Source organism: Xanthomonas sp. WHRI 8932A, from assembly GCF_035012785.1.
Classification (GTDB): domain Bacteria; phylum Pseudomonadota; class Gammaproteobacteria; order Xanthomonadales; family Xanthomonadaceae; genus Xanthomonas.
Map to the genome: position 1 here is coordinate 61,043 of NZ_JAYGQQ010000016.1, position 21,036 is coordinate 82,078.

The 21,036-nt window shown below is 63.6% G+C and carries 12 protein-coding genes; 5 read left to right on the forward strand and 7 right to left on the reverse strand.

The features are described from left to right. Nucleotides 1-299: 299 nt before the first annotated feature. A complete protein-coding gene (locus tag VC212_RS22225; protein ID WP_323515583.1) occupies nucleotides 300-2,441 on the reverse strand; it encodes a TonB-dependent siderophore receptor in 2,142 nt (713 codons plus the stop codon). After that, nucleotides 2,442-3,203: an aldolase/citrate lyase family protein gene (locus tag VC212_RS22230; RefSeq protein WP_323515580.1), complete on the reverse strand. Its 762-nt coding sequence runs from the start codon at nucleotides 3,201-3,203 to the stop codon at nucleotides 2,442-2,444. 538 nt (nucleotides 3,204-3,741) lie between these two features. Here VC212_RS22230 and VC212_RS22235 point away from each other — a divergent pair. Genes VC212_RS22235 through VC212_RS22245 form a run of 3 tightly spaced genes read left to right on the forward strand, consistent with a single transcriptional unit; the run spans nucleotide 3,742 to nucleotide 6,229 of the window. Continuing rightward, a complete protein-coding gene (locus VC212_RS22235) occupies nucleotides 3,742-4,320 on the forward strand; it encodes a hypothetical protein (RefSeq protein WP_323515579.1) in 579 nt (192 codons plus the stop codon). Continuing rightward, nucleotides 4,317-5,630, forward strand: coding sequence for a DUF6792 domain-containing protein (locus tag VC212_RS22240; RefSeq protein WP_323515577.1), 1,314 nt, complete (start codon nucleotides 4,317-4,319; stop codon nucleotides 5,628-5,630). Before VC212_RS22235 ends, VC212_RS22240 begins: the two co-directional genes overlap by 4 nt. Before the next feature lie 29 nt (nucleotides 5,631-5,659). Continuing rightward, the gene (locus VC212_RS22245; protein ID WP_323515573.1) at nucleotides 5,660-6,229 is read left to right on the forward strand and encodes a relaxation protein; all 570 of its coding nucleotides are present in this window, start codon (nucleotides 5,660-5,662) and stop codon (nucleotides 6,227-6,229) included. Nucleotides 6,230-6,478: 249 nt separating this feature from the next. Here VC212_RS22245 and ybaL read toward each other — a convergent pair whose 3' ends face one another. Beyond that, a complete protein-coding gene (gene ybaL, locus VC212_RS22250) occupies nucleotides 6,479-8,173 on the reverse strand; it encodes a YbaL family putative K(+) efflux transporter (protein WP_055849022.1) in 1,695 nt (564 codons plus the stop codon). 792 nt (nucleotides 8,174-8,965) lie between these two features. On the opposite strand from ybaL, the gene VC212_RS22255 reads away from it, so the two are divergent. Beyond that, nucleotides 8,966-10,159, forward strand: coding sequence for a cytochrome P450 (locus VC212_RS22255; protein ID WP_323515571.1), 1,194 nt, complete (start codon nucleotides 8,966-8,968; stop codon nucleotides 10,157-10,159). A 166-nt stretch (nucleotides 10,160-10,325) separates the two neighbouring features. Here VC212_RS22255 and VC212_RS22260 read toward each other — a convergent pair whose 3' ends face one another. From VC212_RS22260 to VC212_RS22275, 4 genes are all read right to left on the reverse strand, one after another. Continuing rightward, a complete protein-coding gene (locus VC212_RS22260; protein WP_323515568.1) occupies nucleotides 10,326-12,725 on the reverse strand; it encodes a TonB-dependent receptor in 2,400 nt (799 codons plus the stop codon). Nucleotides 12,726-13,050: 325 nt separating this feature from the next. Beyond that, on the reverse strand, nucleotides 13,051-15,438 hold the full coding sequence (locus VC212_RS22265; RefSeq protein WP_115528687.1) for a TonB-dependent receptor: 2,388 nt from the start codon (nucleotides 15,436-15,438) through the stop codon (nucleotides 13,051-13,053). A 275-nt stretch (nucleotides 15,439-15,713) separates the two neighbouring features. Next, nucleotides 15,714-16,139, reverse strand: a complete 426-nt coding sequence (locus VC212_RS22270) for a VOC family protein (RefSeq protein ID WP_323515566.1) — start codon at nucleotides 16,137-16,139, stop codon at nucleotides 15,714-15,716. Between the two features lie 383 nt (nucleotides 16,140-16,522). Then, nucleotides 16,523-18,901, reverse strand: a complete 2,379-nt coding sequence (locus VC212_RS22275) for a TonB-dependent receptor (RefSeq protein ID WP_323515564.1) — start codon at nucleotides 18,899-18,901, stop codon at nucleotides 16,523-16,525. Nucleotides 18,902-19,082: 181 nt separating this feature from the next. On the opposite strand from VC212_RS22275, the gene VC212_RS22280 reads away from it, so the two are divergent. Continuing rightward, nucleotides 19,083-20,996, forward strand: coding sequence for an ABC-F family ATP-binding cassette domain-containing protein (locus VC212_RS22280; protein ID WP_115554388.1), 1,914 nt, complete (start codon nucleotides 19,083-19,085; stop codon nucleotides 20,994-20,996). Nucleotides 20,997-21,036: the final 40 nt, after the last annotated feature.

Sequence of the window (21,036 nt, forward strand, 5' to 3'; positions counted from 1 at the left end):
ACGGGCTGCCTGGCGCCATGATCGGCGTTGGGTGGCCTGCGATGCATCGATCGCAATGCCGCGTGCTGCGGCGCTGATGCGTGCTTCGTGCACGCCGTGTTTCTGGCGGCGGCCACAGCGGGATCGCCGTTGCCGTCGTAGGCGACCGATGCCCCTGTACATCGGTCGTATGGTTCTACTGCTCCGTGCAGCGTGACGCTGATAAAACGGTGCAACCCTCGATCAGGTGCGCGTGGCGGCGACGAACAACTGCGCGAGTAGCACTTGCTGGTTGCTACCGCCTACCGTGCGCACCGCGGTTAGAACGTGTACTCCAGACCTGCAGTGAACGTGCGTGCGGGTGCGGCCTGACGGCCCCATGGGCTGGTGTCCACGCCGCGGAACCAGTACTGCCGGTCGAACAGATTGTTGATCGCCAGCGACGCGCTGAATTTTTGTCCATCGCGTTCGAACAAGGTATGGCTCACCTGCGTGTTCCAGACCATGTAGGCGGGCAACTGGCCCACCGAGGCGATGGCGTTTTCCTGCAAGGTGTTGGCCGCATCGCTGAAGGCCTTGCTGAAGTAGTAGCCGGAGAGCGCGACAGTGGTATGACCGAGCGCATAGTTGCCGCCCAGGGTGATCTGGTTGCGCGAGGTGTAGGGCACACGGAAACCGCGGAACGCCCCCGATTCCTGGCTGGCATCCAGGTACGCGTAGCCTGCGTTGAGGGTGAGCGCACGCAGCTGTTCCGGGCTCCATTGCAGTTCCACCTCGCCACCTTGATGGCGGGTCTTGCCCAGATTGCGGAACACGCGGGTGGTGTTGTCCAGCTGGATCTGTTGATCGAAGTCGATCAGGTAGCCACCGACCTGGATGCGGGTACGGTCATTGGGTTGATAGCGTGTGCCGGCTTCGTAATTCCACGCCAGCTCGGCATCCAGATTGTTGCCGAAGATGATCTGGGTGACCTGCGGCGCGCGCATAGAGCGCTGCCCGTCCGCATAGAAGAACCATTGCGCGTTGGCCTGGAAACCGACCGTCAGGCCGGGCAGCACGTCGCGGGTCTGGTTGAGCGTGCTCACCCCGGTGGTGCGGTTGAAATAGCGCGAATCCAGGCGCTCGTAGCGCAATCCGGGCGTGATGGTGATGCGCTCGTCCGGCAGCGTGATCGCATTGCTGACATAGGCGGCCAACGCACGGTCTTCGAACTGCCAATCGCGCACGCTGGTGAACAGGCCATCGCGCAAGCGTAGGTTGCCAACCAGAAAATCGATGTCCTCGCGTACCGCGCGCACGCCGGCGGTCCACTGCTGACGCACGCCGCCGGCCTCGCCCATGCTCCAGTTCAGCCGTGGCTCGCTGCCCACCACGCGGAAGTCGCGCGGCGCGGTCTGGCGCAGTTGCGGCGGCAGGTCCGAGCGCCAGGTTTCGGTGGCGGCCTGACGCATGCCGACGATGAAATTACGGCTGCTGCGCGCGCTGAAATTGGTCCAGGACAACCGAACATCCTTCATCGGCCCCCAATCGCCCAAGAGTTGCTCATAGCTCAACGATGCACGCGTGGTGCGTCCGTTGAAGCTATCCAGCGGGCGCGTGGATTGGCGCGGGTCGCGCCGATAATCGTCCGGGCTGAGCGCACCGGCCAGATCCATGTCCACCAGATACCGCTGCACGCTGGCCTTGATCAACTTGGTGTCGTCCAGCCACCACTCCGCACGCACGCGCAGATTGCTGATGTCGGTATCGCTATGCGCACGCCAATACTCGCCCCAGGTGCGATTGGCATCGACCTGCACGCCGAAATTGTCGGTGAGATAGCCGCCGCTGCTCAGCGCGCTGTCCTGCAGAAACTGGCCCTGGCCACCGGCAGTGACCTTGTGCGCCAGCGTGGTGCTCCACTCGCTGGGAATCTCCTTGCTGACCAGATTGATCACCCCGCCCACATTGTTCGGCCCGTACTGCACGGCCGCGCCGCCGCGCACGATGTCGATGCGATCGATCTGATTCAGACCCACCGGAAACAACGACAAGCTGGTCTGGCCATACGGCGCCAGCGCCAGCGGGATGCCGTCTTCGAGTACCTGCACGCGGCCGCTGCGGCTTTCGTACAGGCCGCGCAACATGATCTGCGGCAGTGCGCCGGTGCCGGTTTCGTCGAAGATCTTGATACCCGGCACACGTTGCAGTGCATCGTCGAGCGAACGATTGCCGCCAGTGCGCAGCTGCTCGCGGTCGATCACCTGGCGGCTGCCCGCGTAACGTTGCACGTCATCCGGTTTGGAACGGCCAAGCAGGCTGCCCTGCACCTGGATCGCGTCCAGTGCGCGGATCGGTGTCTGGCCATCGACGACAGTGGCTTCATTGGCAGCCGGCGCATCAGTGGCAAGCGCCACCTGCGGCAGACCGCAGCAGGCCGCGGCGATGGCGAGGGTCAGGGTGTGCAAACGGATCGGCGACATCTACGGCGTGCTCCTGCAAGCGGGTAGGGAGGCGGGCGCGTCGAAGGTGGCCAGATGGCCGCGCAGCGCGCGTTGAATCAGGGCGCGATCTTCGCCGGCGAGTAGCCAGCGCAGATCCGGTTGTTGCAGCCAGTGCGCGCGTTGCGCATCAGTGCGTGGATTGGGGCAGAACGGCACATCGGCGGCGCGGCAGTGCGCGTGCAGCTGCAGCAGCAAGTCCCACACCTGCGCATGCGTGGGCTGCGGGCCCAGGCCCAGGTCCAGTGCAAGATCGAGCGCGCCTTCCATCACCAGGGCCACGCCGGGCACAGCGAGAATTTCCGGGAGCGCGGCAACGCCGGCAGCGCTTTCGATCATCGGTACGATGCGGATGTCGCGGTTGGCCTGGGCGATATACGTGGGCAGATCGACGTTGCCGAAGCCGGTGACGCGGCCGCCGGTGATCCCGCGCCGGCCCAGCGGCGGGAACCGCGCCGCGGCGACGGCGCGCGCCATCTGCTGCGCCGATTCGGCACGCGGCACCACGATGCCGCGCGCGCCGGCATCGAGCACCCGGCCGATCAGTTTTTCGTCCACCTCCGGCACCCGCACCCACGCCTCGCAGCCGGACAGCTCACAGGCGCGGATCGCGTGTTCCAGCTCGTCCGGCGCGCGCAACACGTGCTCCAGGTCCAGCACCACAAACCCATAGCCAATGCGGCCCAGCAGCTCGCACAGCTGCACGCTGGGCAATGCATTCAGAACGCCAACCGCGTACGCCATGGAAGAGGCTGCCAAGGAAACGGGCGCTCATCCTGCTCTTGATGGGAATGATTATCAAGTGTGTTGGGTGGTTACTTTTCGTGACTAGGACACTTGCGCTCGTTGCCATTGTCCCTGGGCTCCACGATGCAGGGAGGCTGAAGATCAGCGTTTCTAGCAGCGGTTGAACCCAAACAGATGCGCTCTATTCGTTGGATAGTGTTGCATCGCCATACACGAGTGGCAGCATGATTTAACTGTAGCAATTGGTTTGAGTGTTGCGAGCTCTAAGCCTATCGCCATAGTTTGCGTTTTCCAGCCAAACGTCACGTGGATGAATGCATTCCGGGTGTTGGAGATATAACACTTGTGTAATTGATGCCGAAAAGACCTAAGGAAAGACGTAATAGTTAGTGAATCTTGCATGCTTCATGGAAGCGGCGTAGGCTCCTGCGAAAGGATGCTGATTGGCGAAAACACCATGTGTCGCAACTACGCCCTATTGCTTTGCGTATCCCTCGCCATGACATTGGGCGCTTGCGGTTTAAAGGAGACGAGCATGCAGTCACAGGATAAGCAGGTGAGTGACGCTGACGGCGATCCTGTTTACCGGAAGAATCCGCATCCCAAGCAGGCTTATCGGATTACGATGACTATCGATGATGCGCCGGGGTCGTTTGAGCAGGTGTTAGGTAAAGCGTTCTACGATATGACGAACCGCGATCAGTGCGCGCCTTTTGATGCGTCGTTAGGTATGTCTACAAAGCCAAAAGAGCATGCAATACCCATTGTTTTTCAGAAGATCAATAGCACGGCCTACGCTGCGATGGTTTATGCGGATGGCATGGTTGATGCTGACTACTACGGCAAGGGTGTCTGCCATTGGGAATTTGGAGGTCTCGGCGTTTCCCTAAAAGCAACAGGGAGTAAGGTGGAAACGGTCTTTTCGCCTAGTCTGGAAAAAGAGTATCTTTATAAAGATAAGTCTAAAAAGATATTTTTTTGGTCAGGCGGATATCCCAGCAGTAAGCTGGGAGGTTACGTCGACTTTGGTGAAGAGTTTGCTGAAAAATATGCAGAGCCAAATAGAAGTAACTTGTTTCTCATAACTCTCAACGCAGAGAGGGTTGCCCCGTGAGCCTCACTAGTCAGCAGTATGCCGCGCTGACGCGCGATGCATATGACAAGCCTGAAGATACTGGAGAGCGAAGCGCTGTTGTAGATATTGGCGGTTTGCCTGTCCGACGTCTGCAATACGTGGACAAGCCGTCAGGCTACCAAGGCTTGATCTACGAGAGGGTCGACACCGGTGAAATGGTAGTTGTCCACCGAGGAAGCGAGTTTGATCGCCAGCCCATCCTGGACGGCGCACTCGCCGACGGTGGAATGGTCGCGACTCGCCGCAATGCGCAGATAGCGGACGCCATCGCGTTCACCAAGGACGCCTTGGAATACGCAGAACAAAAGCATGTCAGTACCGGCCAACCAGCGCCCGATGTGACGGTTGCAGGCCACTCGCTCGGCGGCAATTTGGCGCAGGTCACCGCGCATCACTTCAGCCTCAAGGGCCAGACCTTCGACGCCTACGGTGCGGTCAGTCTGGATCGGCGGATTCCGGAAGGTGGCAACGATGTTATCAATCACGTCATGGCCGGCGATGCGGTCAGCGCTGCCAGCCGGCACTACGGGCGGGTCGAGATCTATGCCACGCCGAATGAAATCGCTACGCTGAAAAAGTCCGATTACGCCAATGACAACAGTGTGCTGGACGCGCGCGATCCCTTGTCTGCTGCAGTCAGGTTGGGCGAGTCGCACCGCATGCACAACTTCCTTCCGGTCGATGGCGCTGGCAAACCAGATCGCTCCGTGCTGGAAGACCCGACAACACAGCAGCTGGCACGGCAATACGCGCCGATGATCGCAAAGTATCGCGATGACATAGAAGCGCTGCGCTCAGGGGTGACGTTGTATTCGCGAGGCGCGCCGGGCCTTGTTCGCGATGGAGTTGACCACCTGCGTGGTCCGGTGGAGCCGGGTGTTGGGCGCCTGGAAATGGAAGCGCCGAGCTGGCAGCAGCAGATGCAGGAGTTTCAGCGCGACCGCGAGCGCAGCCATGCACCGCAGGCATGGCAGGTTCCGCTGAGGGAAGACGTGCAAGTTGATCGAGCGGTAGCACCGCAGGGGGGCGGATCTCCATCGGTGCGGGAAGATCCAGGCGCGTTCCTTGATCGCATGTTGGCTGCTGCACAAAGCGGTGACCGCGACCAGTTCCGGCAGATGACCCAGGTATTGGCCAGCGAGCCGCCCGGCCGTGCGCTACGCGCCGAAGCCGTCGATGCGGTGAACCAGCACGAACAGCAGGCCGCGCAGCAAGCGATGCAGGCGCAGCGGCAGCAGGCAGAGACACAACAGCAGGAAACGATGCGCGTCGGCGCGCGCAGCCTGTAGTCGTCATCAGGAGAAAGGCAGGACGCACGATGAACGCACAAGATCCGCTTGCGCTGGTTAGCAAGGCAGCCTCGCTCATGGAGCAGTTCGAGCGCCGATGCATCGAATTGGAACAGCAGCAGAACCGCCTCGCGCAACAGCTGGAGCAAGTTGCACAGTCGCTGCCTGGCGTGATGACCCGGTCGGCGGAACAGACGCTGCAGCGTGTGCCCGATACATTGATTCGGAGCATGCAGCAAGGAATGGAGCAACCCGTCGCCGGTTTCGAGAAGCGGCTGCAGCAGGCTGGTAACTTGATCGGTGAAGGCGCGCACTCCTTGTCCGATCAACTTAAGCGCATCGAGCGCGGGCAGCGCGTATTGTTGTGGAAGGGTGTGGCCGTCGTTATCGGGAGTCTGCTGCTCTTACTGGCTGGTGGCGGATGGTTGCTGACCCAGTATCGCGATGAGATTCGTCACAATCAGTTGCGTGCCGAATTACTGCGCGCCTACAACGCAGCCGATGTCACCCTATGCGACGGCAGGCTCTGCGCCAATGTAGAGACAAAGGGCGCAACCTATGGCGACCGACGACAATATCGGCCAGTGAGGCCACGCTGATATTCTGCGTCACTCACCAGTTCACCGGCCGCACCGCTCATCCTGCAAATTCGGCGGACGCAGCGAGCGCAGGTCTGTCAGACATCCACTCCTGCAGTGGGCCGGCGCAGCGCCTGGAGTTTCGGCCGGGGTAGTTGCCGCAGGAATCTAGCGCCCGGTGCGCATCGCACCTGTGGTGCTGCGGCGCGATGTCTACGTTTGCCCAATGGCTTTATCTGCAGTGTCGTCGGCTTCGCCGCCCGGCGGCGATTACGACGCCGGCACGTTCAACGCACGGTACGGCGGCGTGGACATCACCATCTCGGCCAGCGAGTAGGCCAGTTCGCGTTCGGCCAGCACTGCGCCGTCGGCGCCGTGTTCGAGCAGATGCTTGACCTCGGCATCGCTATGCGCGCGCGCCAGCAAGGTCAGCGACGGGTTGATCGCGCGCAGCTTGGCCAGCGCTTCGCCGGCTTCCAGCGGTTGCGGGATCGCCAGAATCGCGATTTTTGCGTTCTCCGGACGTGCTTCGGCCAGGACCCGGTCTGCCGCTGCGCTGCCACGGATGCCGGGAATGCCGGCTGCATGTGCCTTGGCCACATGGTCGCCGTTGTCGTCGATCACCAGCACCGGCACGCCACGGCTGCGCAGCAGCTGCGCCAGCGCACTGCCCACGCGGCCGTAGCCGATGACGATGGCATGCCCGTCGGCTGGCAATGGCGGGCCGGGCGGCAGTTCCGGCTCCACCTTGGCCGGTGCATCCTGCGCCTGCTTGGCCTGCCAACGGTCCAGCCACGAGAACAGGAAGGGGTTGGCCACGATCGACAACAACGCGCCGGCCAGGATCAGATCGCGCCCGGTCTCCGGCAGGATCGCCAGTTGCACGCCCAGCCCGGCCAGGATGAAAGAAAATTCGCCGATCTGCGCCAGGCTGGTGGAAATGGTCAGCGCCGTGCCGGTGGGATGGCCAAACGCGCGCACGATCACAAACGCCGCCAGCGACTTGCCCACGGTGATTGTCAGGAAGGTGGCCAGCACCTGCCACGGGTGCGCGATCAGAATCATCGGGTCGAACAACATGCCTACCGACACGAAGAACAGCACCGCAAATGCGTCGCGTAACGGCAGCGAGTCGCTGGCCGCCTTGTGGCTGAGCTCGGATTCCTTGAGCAGCATGCCGGCGAAGAACGCGCCCAGCGCAAACGACACGCCGAACAACGTGGCCGACACGAACGCCACTCCCAGCGCGATACCGAGCACGGCCAGGGTAAACAGCTCGCGCGAGCCGGTCGCAGCCACTTTTTCCAGCGACCACGGAATCACTCGCCGGCCGATCACCAGCATCGCCGCGACAAACGCCACCATCTTGAGCAAGGTCAGCCCGAGCGCGGCCAGCAGCGAGCTGGACGCGCCGTCATGCGCAGCTGGCGTACCGGTCCCGAGCGCATCCGCCAGCGCCGGCAACAACACCAGGGCCAGCACCATCACCAGGTCTTCGACGATCAGCCAGCCCACCGCGATGCGGCCGCGCTGGGTGTCCAGCAGGCGGCGTTCTTCCAGCGCGCGCAACAGCACCACTGTACTGGCCACCGACAGCGCCAGGCCGAACACCAGGCCATGAATCAACGGCCAGCCCATGCTCCAGGCCAGCGCCCAGCCGAGCAGCGTGGCCACCACGATCTGCGCCAGCGCACCGGGCACCGCGATCCACTTCACTTCCATCAGGTCTTCGAGCGAGAAATGCAGGCCCACCCCGAACATCAGCAACATCACGCCCAGCTCGGACAGCTGGTTGGCCATGGTCTGATCGGCCACGAATCCCGGTGTAAACGGCCCAACGCAGACGCCAGCCAACAAGTAGCCGACCAGCGGCGAGAGCTTCATCTTCTGCGCGAGCGTGCCCAGGATGAAGGCGACCGCGAGGCCGACGGCGATGATGTCGATGAGGCTGGTGTCGTGGTGCATTCCAATCCGTTGTGAGAGTGTCCGAAGTGATGAAACGGCGTGACCAGCCAAACGAACTGCGCCGGGCAGCGCCTGCGGGCATCGCGAATGAAGTGCTGGAATCCGGCGCGGGGGACCAGGGCCGCAGAGCGGTCCGGTTGGCCGGACGCCCATAGTACACAGCGCATGATTAACGCGATGCGACACGTAGCGCATGCGGCCGCGAGGGGCGATCCGTTGGCGACGGTGATGCGGGTCGCTCGAACCGATGCCAGCACTGCCAACCGACGGACCGCTGCGGCCGCTGCGTCGCCCGACAGCACATCCATCGATAGCACATCCATCGACAGCGACCACCATCGACAGCGCACTGCGACTGAGCCGCAGCGCTGAATAGCGTCGTGACGACGCGCCACGTAACCATGGCCGATTGCACGTCCCCATGTCACCCGCACAGGCAGTGGTTTGCGTGTGCACGCCATCGCTGGCCCTTGGTTGCAACAGGCGCGAATCGATCGCTACGCGGCTACGCGCGCGTCTCGCAATGCGCAATGCGCAACGCGTGCGACGTTGCGCATGCAACGCGGCAATTGTGGAGGCGGTCGCGCGCTGTCATCGATGCGCACGCGCGATGACGCAACGGCGCCGCCGCACAGGGTTTGAAGTTTGACGACACGGCTTCGCGCCTGTGTCAGGCAGATGCGCAACGACGGCTGACAATCCAGGCGTCGCTTCGCGCAAGCGGTCTGCACTCCCTCCCCCATGCCACGCCTCAATCGCTTCCCCCGCGATCAGGCTTCACGAGCCCAGGTCATGCATCTCAGCGACTTCGCAACAGAACAGTTTCGTCAGGACCCATATCCGACCTATGCACGCCTGCGCGCCGAAGGGCCGCTGGTGGGGGTGGCAGAACGCCGCTTGATGACCGGCCACTACGCGGTGGTCGACAGTCTTCTCAGCGACCGACGCGTCGGCCGCGATTATCTGCAGAGCATCCGTCTGCGCTATGGCGAGGCCGCCGTGGAGATGCCGCTGTTTCAGGGCATGAGCCGCATGTTCCTGATGGTCAATCCACCGGTGCACACGCGTCTGCGCGGGCTGATGACCCAGGCATTCAATGCGCGGCAGATGGAGTCGATGCGTCAGGTGGCCAGCGATACTGCTGCGGCGCTGATTGCTGGCTTCCGCGCACAGGGCCAGTGCGATGTGTTGCGCGACTTCGCGTTTCCGCTGCCGATCAGCATCATCTGCCGCATGCTCGACATCGATCCTGCCGACGCCATCACGGTCGGGCAGGCCACCAGCGCACTGGCCAAGGTGTTCGACCCGTTGATGACGCCCAAAGAGCTGGAAGCCACCAGCGCGGCGTATCTGCAGTTGGAAAGCTACTTTCATGCGGTGATCGAAGCGCGTCGAAGCAGCGACGGCGACGATCTGATCTCACGCTTCATTCGTGCAGAGGACCAGGGTCAGCGGCTGAGCAGCGACGAGATCGTCTCCAATGTGATCCTGCTGTTTTTCGCCGGCCACGAAACCACCTCCAACATGATCTGCAATGCACTGGTCGCCCTGCATCGGCATCCCGAGCAGTTGGCGCTGCTGCAACAGAACCCGGCCTTGCTGCCCAACGCTGTACTCGAATGCCTGCGTTACGACAGCTCGGTACAGATGGCCGCGCGCACGGTATTGCAGGACTTCGAGATCGCTGGGAGCGCGTTGCGCGAAGGTGAGATGGTGTATCTGATGCTGGGCGCGGCCAATCACGACCCGGTGCAATTCAGCAACCCGCAAGTGCTGGATATCCGCCGACAGGAAGGGCGTGCGTTGTCGTTCGGCGGCGGTATTCACCACTGCCTGGGCAACCGGCTGGCCTTGATCGAAATGGAGGCAGCGCTTGCTGCACTGCTGGAGCAGTTGCCGGCGTTGCGCCTGGAGCAACCTGAGACGCTGACATGGAATGACCGCGCCAATCTGCGCGGCGTGGATGCCTTGCCGGCGTCGTGGTGAGGTAACGCGTGCTGCCTTGCACGAGCCGCGCGTTAGGAACTGGCACACGCGTGGATGCGATGACAGCGACAGGCATCGCCAAGCGATCGGCGATGCCTGCACCACGCCCGCGCTGATCGGAGTCTGCGATCAGCGCGGGCGCTAAACAGCCAACACACTTCCCGAATCAGAACCGATAGGTGACCCGGCCATACCAGTAGCGGCCGTTGAAGCCGAACGGCGACAGCGACGAATATTGCAGGCCGCCGGCACGGTCGTCGTAGGCGGTGGTGAGCTGCGCCTTGGTCGGGTACTGGTTGGTGATGTTGTCCGCACCCACGGTGAAGGTGAACGCGTCCCAGGTCTGGCTGGCGGCCAGATTCAGCAGCCAGCGCGCGTCATAGGTCTGGTCCTGGCTGCCGTCGGCCGGGTCGCTGATGCGCTTGATCGATCCGTAGCGGGTGGCGTTGAAGTTCAGTGCGAATCCACCGATCGACCAGTCCGCGGCGGCCATGTACTTGGTGCGCGGCGTGGCATCGGTGAGCAGGCCCTGGCTGGCGCGGCCGAAGTTGGGGTTGGACAGCTCCAGGATGGTGGTCTTGTTGTAGTTGGCGCTGGCGCTGAGATTGAGCTTGCCGTAGTTGCCCAGATCGGCGAGGTAGCTGTTGATCCAGTCCACACCGCGGGTGCGGCTGGTGGCGCCGTTGACGAAGAACTGCACCGCCGCCACCTGGCCGATCGGCTGCGCAAGCTGCAGCTGATCCGAATACAGGATCTGGTCCCAGATGCGGATCTGGTAGACGTCCAGGCTGGAGGTGAAGTTGGCGGTGGGCTGCCACACGCCGCCCAGGCCGTAGTTGGTGGATTTTTCCGGGCTCAGCGGGCGGGCGCCCAATGCGACAGCCACCGGGTCGGAGGTGCGATAGGTGCCGACCTGCACCAGCTCGCCGTTCTGGATCAGCGTGACCACCGAAGCGTAGTTCTGTTGCGCCAGCGACGGGGCGCGGAAGCCGTTGGAGATGGTGCCGCGCAACGAGAACGTATCGCTGAAGGCGTAGCGCGCCGACAGCTTGCCCGAGCGCGTGGAGCCGGCGTCACTATAGTTTTCGAAGCGCCCGGCAATGCCGCCGGAGAGCTTGTCGGTGATGTCCGCTTCCAGGTTGGCGTAGACCGCATTGCTATGACGACCGAAGCGACCGGCCACCGAGGGCTCCAGGCCGGAGAACACCTGCGCGCCACCGGGGTAGGGCGCGCCGGTGTCGGGATTGATGGTGTTGGGATCGAAGAAGTACGAAGCCGGCGAGCCAGCGGTGATCTCATAGCGGTCCTGACGGTGCTCGGCACCGAAGGCCACATTGACCGGATACGCCAGGCCCCAGTCGAAGGACTTGTTGACGTCGACATTGACCGTACCCTGCTCGGTTTCGAAGCCGCCGGAGTTGAAGTTGGTCGGCGAGGCGCCGGTGGTGTAGTACAGATTGGTGTTGATGCTGTTGAGGATGTTGAAGGTCATGTCGTTCTTGCCGTAGGTGGCCGACACGTCCCAATTCCATTCGTTCTCGGTGCTGCCCTTCAGGCCCAACACGGCCGAGCGGTCGTTGGTGGGGTTGTAGATCTGCGGCAGAAAGCCGTTGGGATAGATCGCCTGCACGTTGCGCGCGGTGTTGTCGGCGGCGCGGTAATAGCCGTTGGAAGTGACTTCGCGACGGCTCATGCTCAGATGGCCGTACAGCTCCACATTGGGCGAGAACTCATAGCCGAATGCGGCCAGGCCCTGATAGAAGTTGGACGCCGGGTCGCCATGGCGCTGATACGGCACACCGCCCGGATTGGGCGTCCCCGGCACGGTGGTGGCGCGGTTGGTGTTTTCGCCGCGATTGGTGCTCATGGTGTTCTGGTAGTTCCACGACAGCCGCACCCAGCCCGGCGCGGTGTCGCCGCCGCTGCCGCCGAAGGCCAGGCCCACTGAACCGTCGATGCCGTTCTGCTCGCCATCGCCCTTGTCCATGATGCCGCCGTTGACCGAGATGCTGTTGCTGCCCGTAGCGGCGCCGTGTTTGAGCACGATGTTGACCACGCCGGCGATGGCATCGGAGCCGTACTGCGCCGATGCGCCATCGCGCAACACTTCAATCCGCGCAATCGCCGACATCGGCAGCGAGTTCAGATCGGCCGGCGCCGAGCCGCGACCGACATACGGGTTGTAGTTGATCAGCGAAGAGGTGTGATAGCGCTTGCCATCGACCAGCACCAGCACCGCATCCGGCGACAGCCCGCGCAGGGTGGCCGGGCGCGAGGCGTCATTGCCATCGGAGATCGCCGGGCGCGGAAAGTTCAGCGACGGCAGCAGCTTGCCCAGTGCCGTGGCGATGTCGGTGGCGCCGGTGGCCTGCAGCGATTGCTCGGTGATGATGTCGATGGGCGATTCGGATTCGGCCACGGTGCGGTCGCTGACGCGGGTACCGGTGACGATCAGGGTGTCCAGGGTTTTCTGCGGCGGGGTCGATTGCGACTGCGCACTGGCAGCGAACGAACAGACGGTGAGTGCGACTGAAATCGCCAGCGAGAGTGCGTTGGAGGTGTGCATGGGAATCAAGGCTCAAAGGGGATGAAGGACGCAGCGGTGAAGTGCGTGTAACCGGGAGAAGACAACTGCGTGGGGTGATCGGGCATGCATGCTGGGTCTTTGCAGATGCAAAGCGGCAGGCGCGGCAATACCGGCGATCTGCAACGCGCCATGCAGCGCGTTGTGCATCCTTGCGGGGCGTCCTTGCGAAAGCGGCGAAACGAAGATTCGATTGCCCGCACTCCCAGTTGCGAGAGTGCAGGCGCAAGACCGCTGCAGTCGGCAACGCGCTGCACTGCGCTGCCGTGCAAGGGAAGCATCGGTCGCTAGCGACCGATGCCTGCGATTACCACTTGTAGTTCACGTTGGCGTACACCAACGCACCGTTGAAACCGAACGGCGAGGCGCTGCTGTAGGGCAGGTAGGTGCGCGTGCCCAGCCCGGCTTCCTGGCGGTCCGGGTACTCGTTGAGCACGTTGTCGCCACCGACGGTGAAGTTCCAGGCGCCCAGCTTGTAGGAAGCAGCCAGATCCAGCGTCCACTTGGCCGCGTAGGTCTGGTCGCTGCCGGCGTTGGTGCCGAAGGTGCTGAACTCGCCCCAGCGCGTGGCCGTGCCGGTGAACGACCAGTTGCCCGGCGCCCAGGTGCCGCCCAGGAAGAACTTGTCGCGCGGCGTGCCCTCGGTGATACGGCCCAGTTCCGCGCGGCCGATGCGGACTGCATTCGGGTCGATCGCCACCAGCGCTGCCGGGTTGTCGGCGATCTTCTCTACTTCGGTCTTGTTGTAGTTATAGCCGCTGGTCAGCTCCGCGCTGCCGCCATCCAGGTTCCAACGGTAGGTGCCGACCGCATCCACGCCCTGGGTCTTGGTGTCCACCGCGTTGGTGAAATAGCGCCCGCCACCGATGCCCGGGAAGCCATTGGCCTGCAGATAGTTACGCGCGGCGATGGAGGTCAGGTTCTCCGATAGCACGACGCGGTCATCGATATCGATGCGGTACGCATCGACGGTGATGTACAGGTTTTCGACCGGTTGCAACACCACGCCCAGGCCGTAGTTCTTGGATTCCTCGGCCTTCAGCGGTTCGGCGCCGAGCGCGATGGCGGCCGGGTTGTCGGTGCGGAAGGTGCCGATCTCGAACGGAATCGCCGTCACCGAGCCGTTGGGCTGGGCCACGTTGAGGAACTGCGTGGCGATCGACTGGAAGTTCTGCTGCTGCAGCGACGGCGCACGGAAGCCGGTGGAGGCGGTAGCACGCAGCGCTACCTTGTCGGTAAACGCATAGCGCAGCGACAGCTTGCCGGTAGCGGTGTCGCCGAAGTCGCTGTACTTCTCGTAGCGCCCGGCCAGGCCGGCCGAGAACTTCTCGGTCAGATCCGCTTCCAGATCCACATACGCCGAATGGCTGTTGCGGTTGTAGTAGCCGGCATCGGAGAGCTTGAAGCCCGGAAACACCTGCGCGCCAGGAATCAACGCGCCGTTTGCAGACGGAATACCGCCGTTGGCCGACGAAGCCGCATCGCCAGGCGACTGGTTGAACTTCTCGCCGCGCCATTCCGCACCGAAGGCCAGCGTGACCGGGTAGGCCAGGCCCCAATCGAGGGTCTTGGTGAAGTCGGCGTTGAGCACGTTCTGGGTGACTTCCAACGTACCGGCATGGAAGTCGGTTGGGCTGGTCACGCCCAGGCTGTTGTTCAAGCTGTTGCGCACATCGAAGGTGAGATTGTTCTGGCCGTAGTTGTAGCTCAGATCGATGTTCAAGCCGCCTTCGGTGGAGGTCTTCAAGCCGCCGACCCACGACACGTCCTTGCTGACGTTGTAGATCTGCGGCAAGAAGCCGTCCGGATAGATTTCCGGGCGATTGCGGTTGTCGCCGGCAAAGCGGAAGTAGCCGTTGGACAGCACTTCGCGCCGGCTGACCATGCCGAACGAGTAGAAGGTGAGGTAATCGGTGGGGCTGTATTGGCCGTTGAACGAGATGGCGCCCTGGTCGATTTCCGGGTCGCCATAGCGCTGCTCCACGCGGCCGCCGAACGGCAACGCGCGGTTGGTCTGATCCGAATGCCCGGCCTGTGCGGCCAGATGCACCTTGCCGGTGCCGGCGAAGCTGAAACCGGCGTCGCCGGACAGCTGATACTGCTCGCCGTCGCCAGCGCTGTACTTGCCGTAGCGGCCATTGACGCTGCCGCCTTCACCGCTGCCCTTGAGCACGATGTTGATCACGCCGGCAATCGCATCGGAGCCGTATTGCGCCGACGCACCGTCGCGCAGCACTTCGATGCGCTCCACCGCAGCGATCGGGATGGTGTTGAGATCGGCTGGCGACGAGCCACGGCCCTGGGTGTCGTTGAGATTGATCAGCGCGGTGCTGTGATGGCGCTTGCCGTTGACCAGCACCAGCACCTGATCGGGCGACAGGCCGCGCAGCTGTGCCGGGCGCACCGCATCCGAGCCGTCGGAGATGGCGGGCCGGGGGAAATTGAGCGAGGGGATCGCGCGTGACAGCGCGGTAGCCAACTCGGTGGTACCGGTCGATTCCAGTGCCTGTGGCGAGATGATGTCGATCGGCGATGCCGATTCGGCCACGGTGCGGTCGGCCACGCGCGTGCCGGTCACGATCAGCGTGTCGAGGGTTTTCTGGGTGGGAGCTTGCGACTGCGCAACTGCGGTTGAAGCGGAAAACGACAAGGCAACAACGACAGCGACTGCGAGTGGACTGGACTTGCAATTCATGCGGTAACAACTCCGAGTGGGGAACGGATGCAGCGCAGTGGGCCCCCTCCCAGGCCGCGTCCGTTGCGGCAGCTGCGGTACGTTCTCAACCATTAACCACGCGTAACCACATGTCAAATTTTGGTTACGTTCCGCATGCAACTGTCATCGAACGTATGCTTATGCCAACGTTGTCATCGTGCACCAAAGTGAGGCGTCGATTGCAGTTCCCTACGCTGGGCAACGGATTGCGTTGCCCCATTTTGGGCATCGATACCAGTTATGAAACTTGTGCATCAAAACGTGATCTGCACCGCATCGGCACTGCGTTGCGCAGGACCGTGGAAGACCGCCTCGATGTTGTTGCCATCCGGGTCGAGCACAAACGCCGCGTAATAACTCGGGTGATAAGGGCGCAAACCCGGCGCGCCGTTGTCGCGCCCACCGTTGGCCAGCGCGGCGTCATGGAAGGCCTGCACCATCGCAACGTCGCGCGCCTGGAAGGCCAGATGATGGCGACCGGTCAACACGCCTTGCGCCACCGTGTCGCGGTTGGAAACGAATAGTTCGTCGGCCCAGAAGTAGCCATCGCCGTCGCCGCCGATGGGAATGCCCAGGACCTCGAGCACGGCTTGATAGAAGCGGCGGCTTGCCGGCAGGTCGTGTACCACCAGATGCAGGTGATCGATCAAGCGGCCGCGACACAGCTGCGATGCTTCCATTGGCGTGCTCCGGCAATGACAGGAGTACCGGTCTTAGCACGCATCGGGCGTACGCCCCGTCATTGCGTTGCCTGAGCTGTGTGGACGCGCATGGCAGCCAGCCAGCGCACCGCAGCTTGATGGCAAGCCTGTGGTGCGCGTGCTGTGCACATGTCATGCAACGCAGAGCGGCATTCGGCGAGCGGTTGCGCCTGTTTGTGCGTCTGTCACAAGCGCATAACCGCATAACCGCATAACCGCATAACCGCAAAAACGCACAAGCCCCGGGCTGGCCGGGGCGTGTGGTCAAACCTTGGATGTCGACGCTGCAGCGCTGCACAACATCACAACATCAACGTGCAGCCGCGTTCCGTCGTCAGCCGTCGCTAGCGGCGTTGGCCGTGTTACCAGCGGTAGTTGATCCGCCCGTAGACATACGCACCGTTGAAGCCGAACGGCGACAGATTGCTGTACGCAAACTGCCCGCTGGTGGAGTTGGCGAAGTTGTTCTCGTCCGGGTACTCGTCCAGCAGGTTGTCTGCGCCCAGCGTGAGCGTCCAGCGATCGACCTTGTAGCTGGCCGAGGCATCCACCACCCACTTGGCACCGAAGGTCTGGTCGTTGACCGCCGCCGCCGGGCGCGTGCTGTATTCGCCGTAGCGGGTGGCGCCCAGCGCCAGCGTCCAGTGCTCGGAATTCCAGCTGCCGTTGACCAGGAACTTGTCGCGCGGGAAGCCTTCTTCGATGCGCCCACGCTCGGTGCGGTCGATGCGCTCCAGGCTCAGCCCGTTGGCCGACAACGCCGCCGGGTTTGCCGCCACATTGCGCACTTCCGTTTCGGAGTAGTTGTAACCGGCGGTCAGGTCCACGCTGCTGGCGGCCAGCTGCCAGCGGTAGCTGCCGACCACGTCCACACCACGGGTGCGCGTATCCACCGCGTTGGTGAAGTAGCGCCCGCCGTTGATGCCGAAGATGCCTTGCGCTTCCAGCAGGCTGCGCACGCCGGCACCGGTGAGGTTGGACGACAGCACGATGCGGTCGTCCACGTCGATCTGGTAGGCATCGATGGTGAGGTAGAGCGCATCGGTGGGCTGCAGCACCAGGCCCAGGCTATAGGACAGCGAGGTTTCCGCATCCAGCGGTTCGGCACCGAAGGCGCGCGCCACGTTGCTGTCGGCCGGGAAGGTGCGGATTTCGAACGGATTGGGGTTGCCGGCCAGGAAGGTGGTGCTGGTGGACTGGAAATACTGCTGCGCCAGCGACGGTGCGCGGAAGCCCGAGGCCACCGTGCCGCGCAACGCGATCTTGTCGGTGAACGCATAGCGGCCGGACAACTTGCCCGAGGCTTGGCTGCCGAAGTCGTCGTAGTCTTCGTAGCGGCCGGCCAGCCCGGCGGAGAACTTGTCGGTGAAGTCGGCTTCCAGGTCGGCGTACAGCGCATAGCTGTTGCGCGAATACTGGCCCGACACGCTGGGGGCGAATCCGCCGAAGCCCTGCGCGCCACCGGCCAAGGTACCGTTCTGCAGGTACGAACCCACTTCGCCCGGCGACTGGTTCCACTTTTCGTTGCGGTATTCGGCGCCGAAGGCCACTGTCACCGGATACGCCAGGCCCCAGTCGAAACCGCGCTTGACGTCCAGGTTGACGATGTTCTGCGTGGTCTCCAACGCGCCGTCGTAGAACGACGTCGGCGAGGTCGGCCCCAGGCTCACGTTGAGCGTGTTGCGGGTGTGGAAATCGATACGGTTGTAGCCGTAGTTGTAGCTGGCATCCCAGTCCCACCCGCTGGCGGTGGAGCCGCGCACGCCGGCCACCAGCGAGCGGTCCTTGGCGTAGCTCTGGATCTCCGGCAAAAAGCCTTGCGGGTAGATCGACAGGATGTTCTGGCTGCTGCCCGGCGCGCGGAAGAACGCGAACGAGGTGATATCGCGGTTGCTGGCGGTGGCGAACGCGTAGCCGGTGATGCTGTCGCTGAACTGGTATTCGGTATTGAGCGAGGCGGCCTGCGCATTGACGTCGGGGTCGCCGATCTTGAATGCCTTCTGGCCCACGGCCGGCTGCGACACGCTGGGTGCACCGGCATAGCCGCGGGCGCGGTCGGTGGGGTCCTGCTGATTGAGCTGGGCGGCCACGTGCAGCCAGCCGCGGTCGCCGCCGTAGGCCACGCCGGTGTCGCCGGACAGCTCGTAATTGTTGCCGTCGCCGGCCGAATACTGGCCGAACCCGGCCTGCAGGCTGCCGCCCTTTTCCGCGCCCTTGAGTACGATGTTGACCACGCCGGCGATGGCATCGGAGCCGTATTGCGCCGAGGCGCCGTCGCGCAGCACTTCCACCCGCGCGATCGCCGCCACCGGGATGGTGTTCAGATCCACCGCCGCCGCGCCGCGGCCGATGGTGCCGTTGAGATTGAGCAGCGACGAGGTATGGCGGCGCTTGCCATTGACCAGCACCAGCACCTGGTCGGGCGACAGGCCGCGCAGCTGGGCCGGACGGATCGCGCTGGTGCCGTCGCTCAGCGCCGGGCGCGGGAAGTTCAGCGACGGCAGCGCGCGCGCCAGCGCGGTGGCCAGTTCCGGGGTGCCGGTGGCCTGCAGTGACTCGGCGCTGATGATGTCGATCGGCGATTGCGACTCGGCCACGGTGCGGTCGGCCACGCGGGTGCCGGTGACGATCACCGTATCCAGGGTATTGGCGGTGGCCGGCGCGGCGTCCTGCGCCAGGGCGGGAGAAGCAAGCAGTGCAGCGACCACGGCGGTCGCAAGCAAGGACAGGGGGTGGTTCATGACAACTCCGAAAACGGCAGCCCAAGCGGGGCCAACTAGACTGGGCGGGTGGCGATCACGGCCGTGCGAAGCGCGCGTGTCGTTCAACCTGAAGGCGCTAATTATTCGTTAACGCTAGAATGGCGTCGCAGGAATGCTGCTCATCTGCTCATTCCTTTTCGTTCTATCGGACTGTCCATCAATGATTTCCCTGCGCAACTTCTCCATGCGACGCGGCGAGCGTCTGCTGTTGTCCAACGTCGACCTGACCATGCATGCCGGCTACCGCGTCGGCGTGGTGGGGCGGAACGGTACCGGTAAGTCGAGCCTGTTTGCCGCGGTGAAGGGCGAACTGGAGGCCGACAAGGGCGACGTGGATCTGCCCGGCAAGGTGCGCACCGCCAGCGTCTCGCAGGAAACCCCGTCGTTGCCGGACCCGGCGCTGTCGTTCGTGCTCGGCGGCGATATCGAGGTGTCCGCGGTGCTGCAGGAAGAAGCGGCAGCCACCGCCCGCGAAGACTGGGAAGCGGTCGCCAATGCGCACCAGAAGATGGCCGAACTCGGCGCTTACGATGCCGAAGCGCGTGCCGGCAAGCTGCTGCACGGCCTGGGCTTTCCGGCCGACACGCACCACCGCGCGGTGTCGTCGTTCTCCGGCGGCTGGCGGGTGCGGTTGAACCTGGCGCGCGCGCTGATGATGCCCAGCGACCTGCTGCTGCTGGACGAGCCGACCAACCACTTGGACATGGACGCGGTGCTGTGGCTGGAGCAATGGCTGCTCAAGTACCCGGGCACCTTGCTGTTGATCAGCCATGACCGCGAGTTTCTGGACAACGTGGCCACCCACACGCTGCATCTGCATGGCGGTACCGCCAAGCTGTACGTCGGCGGCTACACCGATTTCGAGCGCCAGCGCATCGAACACCTGCGCCAGCAGCAGATCGCGCACGACAAGGAACAGACCGAGCGCGCGCATTTGCAGAGCTTCATCGACCGCTTCAAGGCGCAGGCCAGCAAGGCGACGCAGGCGCAGAGCCGCATGAAGCGCCTGGCCAAGATGGCCGGCACCGAGGCGGTGCGCGCCGAGCGCGAATTCCGCATCCAGTTCGCGCAGCCCAATCGGCTGCCGTTTTCGCTGATTCGGTTAAACCATATCGAAGCCGGCTATCCCGCTACCCTTCCCCCGCTGGCGGGGGAAGGTGCCCGGAGGGCGGATGGGGGGAGCGCGGCAACCGTCATCCTCCACGACGTCGGATTCGGCCTGGAGGCCGGCGACCGCATTGGTCTGCTCGGTCCCAACGGCGCGGGCAAGACCACGCTGGTCAAGACCCTGGTCGGCGAGCTGGCGCCGCTGGCGGGCGAGCGCAACGCACATCCGGACCTGCGCATCGGCTACTTCGCCCAGCACACGGTGGAGTCGCTGCACGAAGGCCAGTCGCCGATGGATCACTTCCGCGATCTGTCGCCGGATGGTTCCAATCAGGCGTTCCGCGATTTCCTGGGTAAATGGAATTTCGCCGGCGACCGTGCGTTCGAAGTGGTGGATGGCTTCTCCGGTGGCGAGCGTGCGCGTCTGGCATTGGCCTTGATCGCCTGGCAACAGCCCAACGTGCTGCTGCTCGACGAACCCACCAACCATTTGGACCTGGAAATGCGCGAGGCCCTGGCCGAGGCGCTGAGCGACTTCGAAGGCGCCATCGTGATGGTCTCGCATGACCGCCATCTGATCGGCCTGGTCTGCGACAGTTTCTGGCGGGTGGCCGATGGCGTGGTCGAGCCGTTCGATGGCGATCTGGACGAATACGCTGCCTGGCTGCGCAGCCGTCCGGCCGCGCAAGGCACCAAGCAGAAGATGGCCGAAGTCGCACCGACCCCGCCACCGCCGACCAAACCACTGCCGCCGAAAAAAGCCGTCAACCCGCACAAGCTGGCCAGCGCCGAAAAGCGTGTGGGCGAGCTGGAAGCGCTGCTGGCAGAGCTCGACCGCGAACTGGCCAACCCAGGCAACTATGCCGACACCGACAAGATGGCGGTGCTGGGCCGCGACCGTGAGGCGACGGCGCAGCAGCTGGCCACAGCGGAAGCGGCGTGGATGGAGTTGATCGAGGGCGCGTAACGCGCAGGCGTTACGATGCGCGTCGGGCCAAGCACAAGGA

Excerpts from the sequence above, each read along its gene's own strand:
- VC212_RS22270 (WP_323515566.1), bottom strand. The coding sequence starts at position 16,139 with ATGGAAGCATCGCAGCTGTGTCGCGGCCGCTTGATCGATCACCTGCAT.
- VC212_RS22230 (WP_323515580.1), bottom strand. The coding sequence starts at position 3,203 with ATGGCGTACGCGGTTGGCGTTCTGAATGCATTGCCCAGCGTGCAGCTG.
- VC212_RS22245 (WP_323515573.1), top strand. The coding sequence starts at position 5,660 with ATGAACGCACAAGATCCGCTTGCGCTGGTTAGCAAGGCAGCCTCGCTC.
- VC212_RS22225 (WP_323515583.1), bottom strand. The coding sequence starts at position 2,441 with ATGTCGCCGATCCGTTTGCACACCCTGACCCTCGCCATCGCCGCGGCC.
- VC212_RS22275 (WP_323515564.1), bottom strand. The coding sequence starts at position 18,901 with ATGAACCACCCCCTGTCCTTGCTTGCGACCGCCGTGGTCGCTGCACTG.
- VC212_RS22235 (WP_323515579.1), top strand. The coding sequence starts at position 3,742 with ATGCAGTCACAGGATAAGCAGGTGAGTGACGCTGACGGCGATCCTGTT.
- VC212_RS22260 (WP_323515568.1), bottom strand. The coding sequence starts at position 12,725 with ATGCACACCTCCAACGCACTCTCGCTGGCGATTTCAGTCGCACTCACC.
- VC212_RS22280 (WP_115554388.1), top strand. The coding sequence starts at position 19,083 with ATGATTTCCCTGCGCAACTTCTCCATGCGACGCGGCGAGCGTCTGCTG.
- ybaL (WP_055849022.1), bottom strand. The coding sequence starts at position 8,173 with ATGCACCACGACACCAGCCTCATCGACATCATCGCCGTCGGCCTCGCG.
- VC212_RS22265 (WP_115528687.1), bottom strand. The coding sequence starts at position 15,438 with ATGAATTGCAAGTCCAGTCCACTCGCAGTCGCTGTCGTTGTTGCCTTG.
- VC212_RS22255 (WP_323515571.1), top strand. The coding sequence starts at position 8,966 with ATGCATCTCAGCGACTTCGCAACAGAACAGTTTCGTCAGGACCCATAT.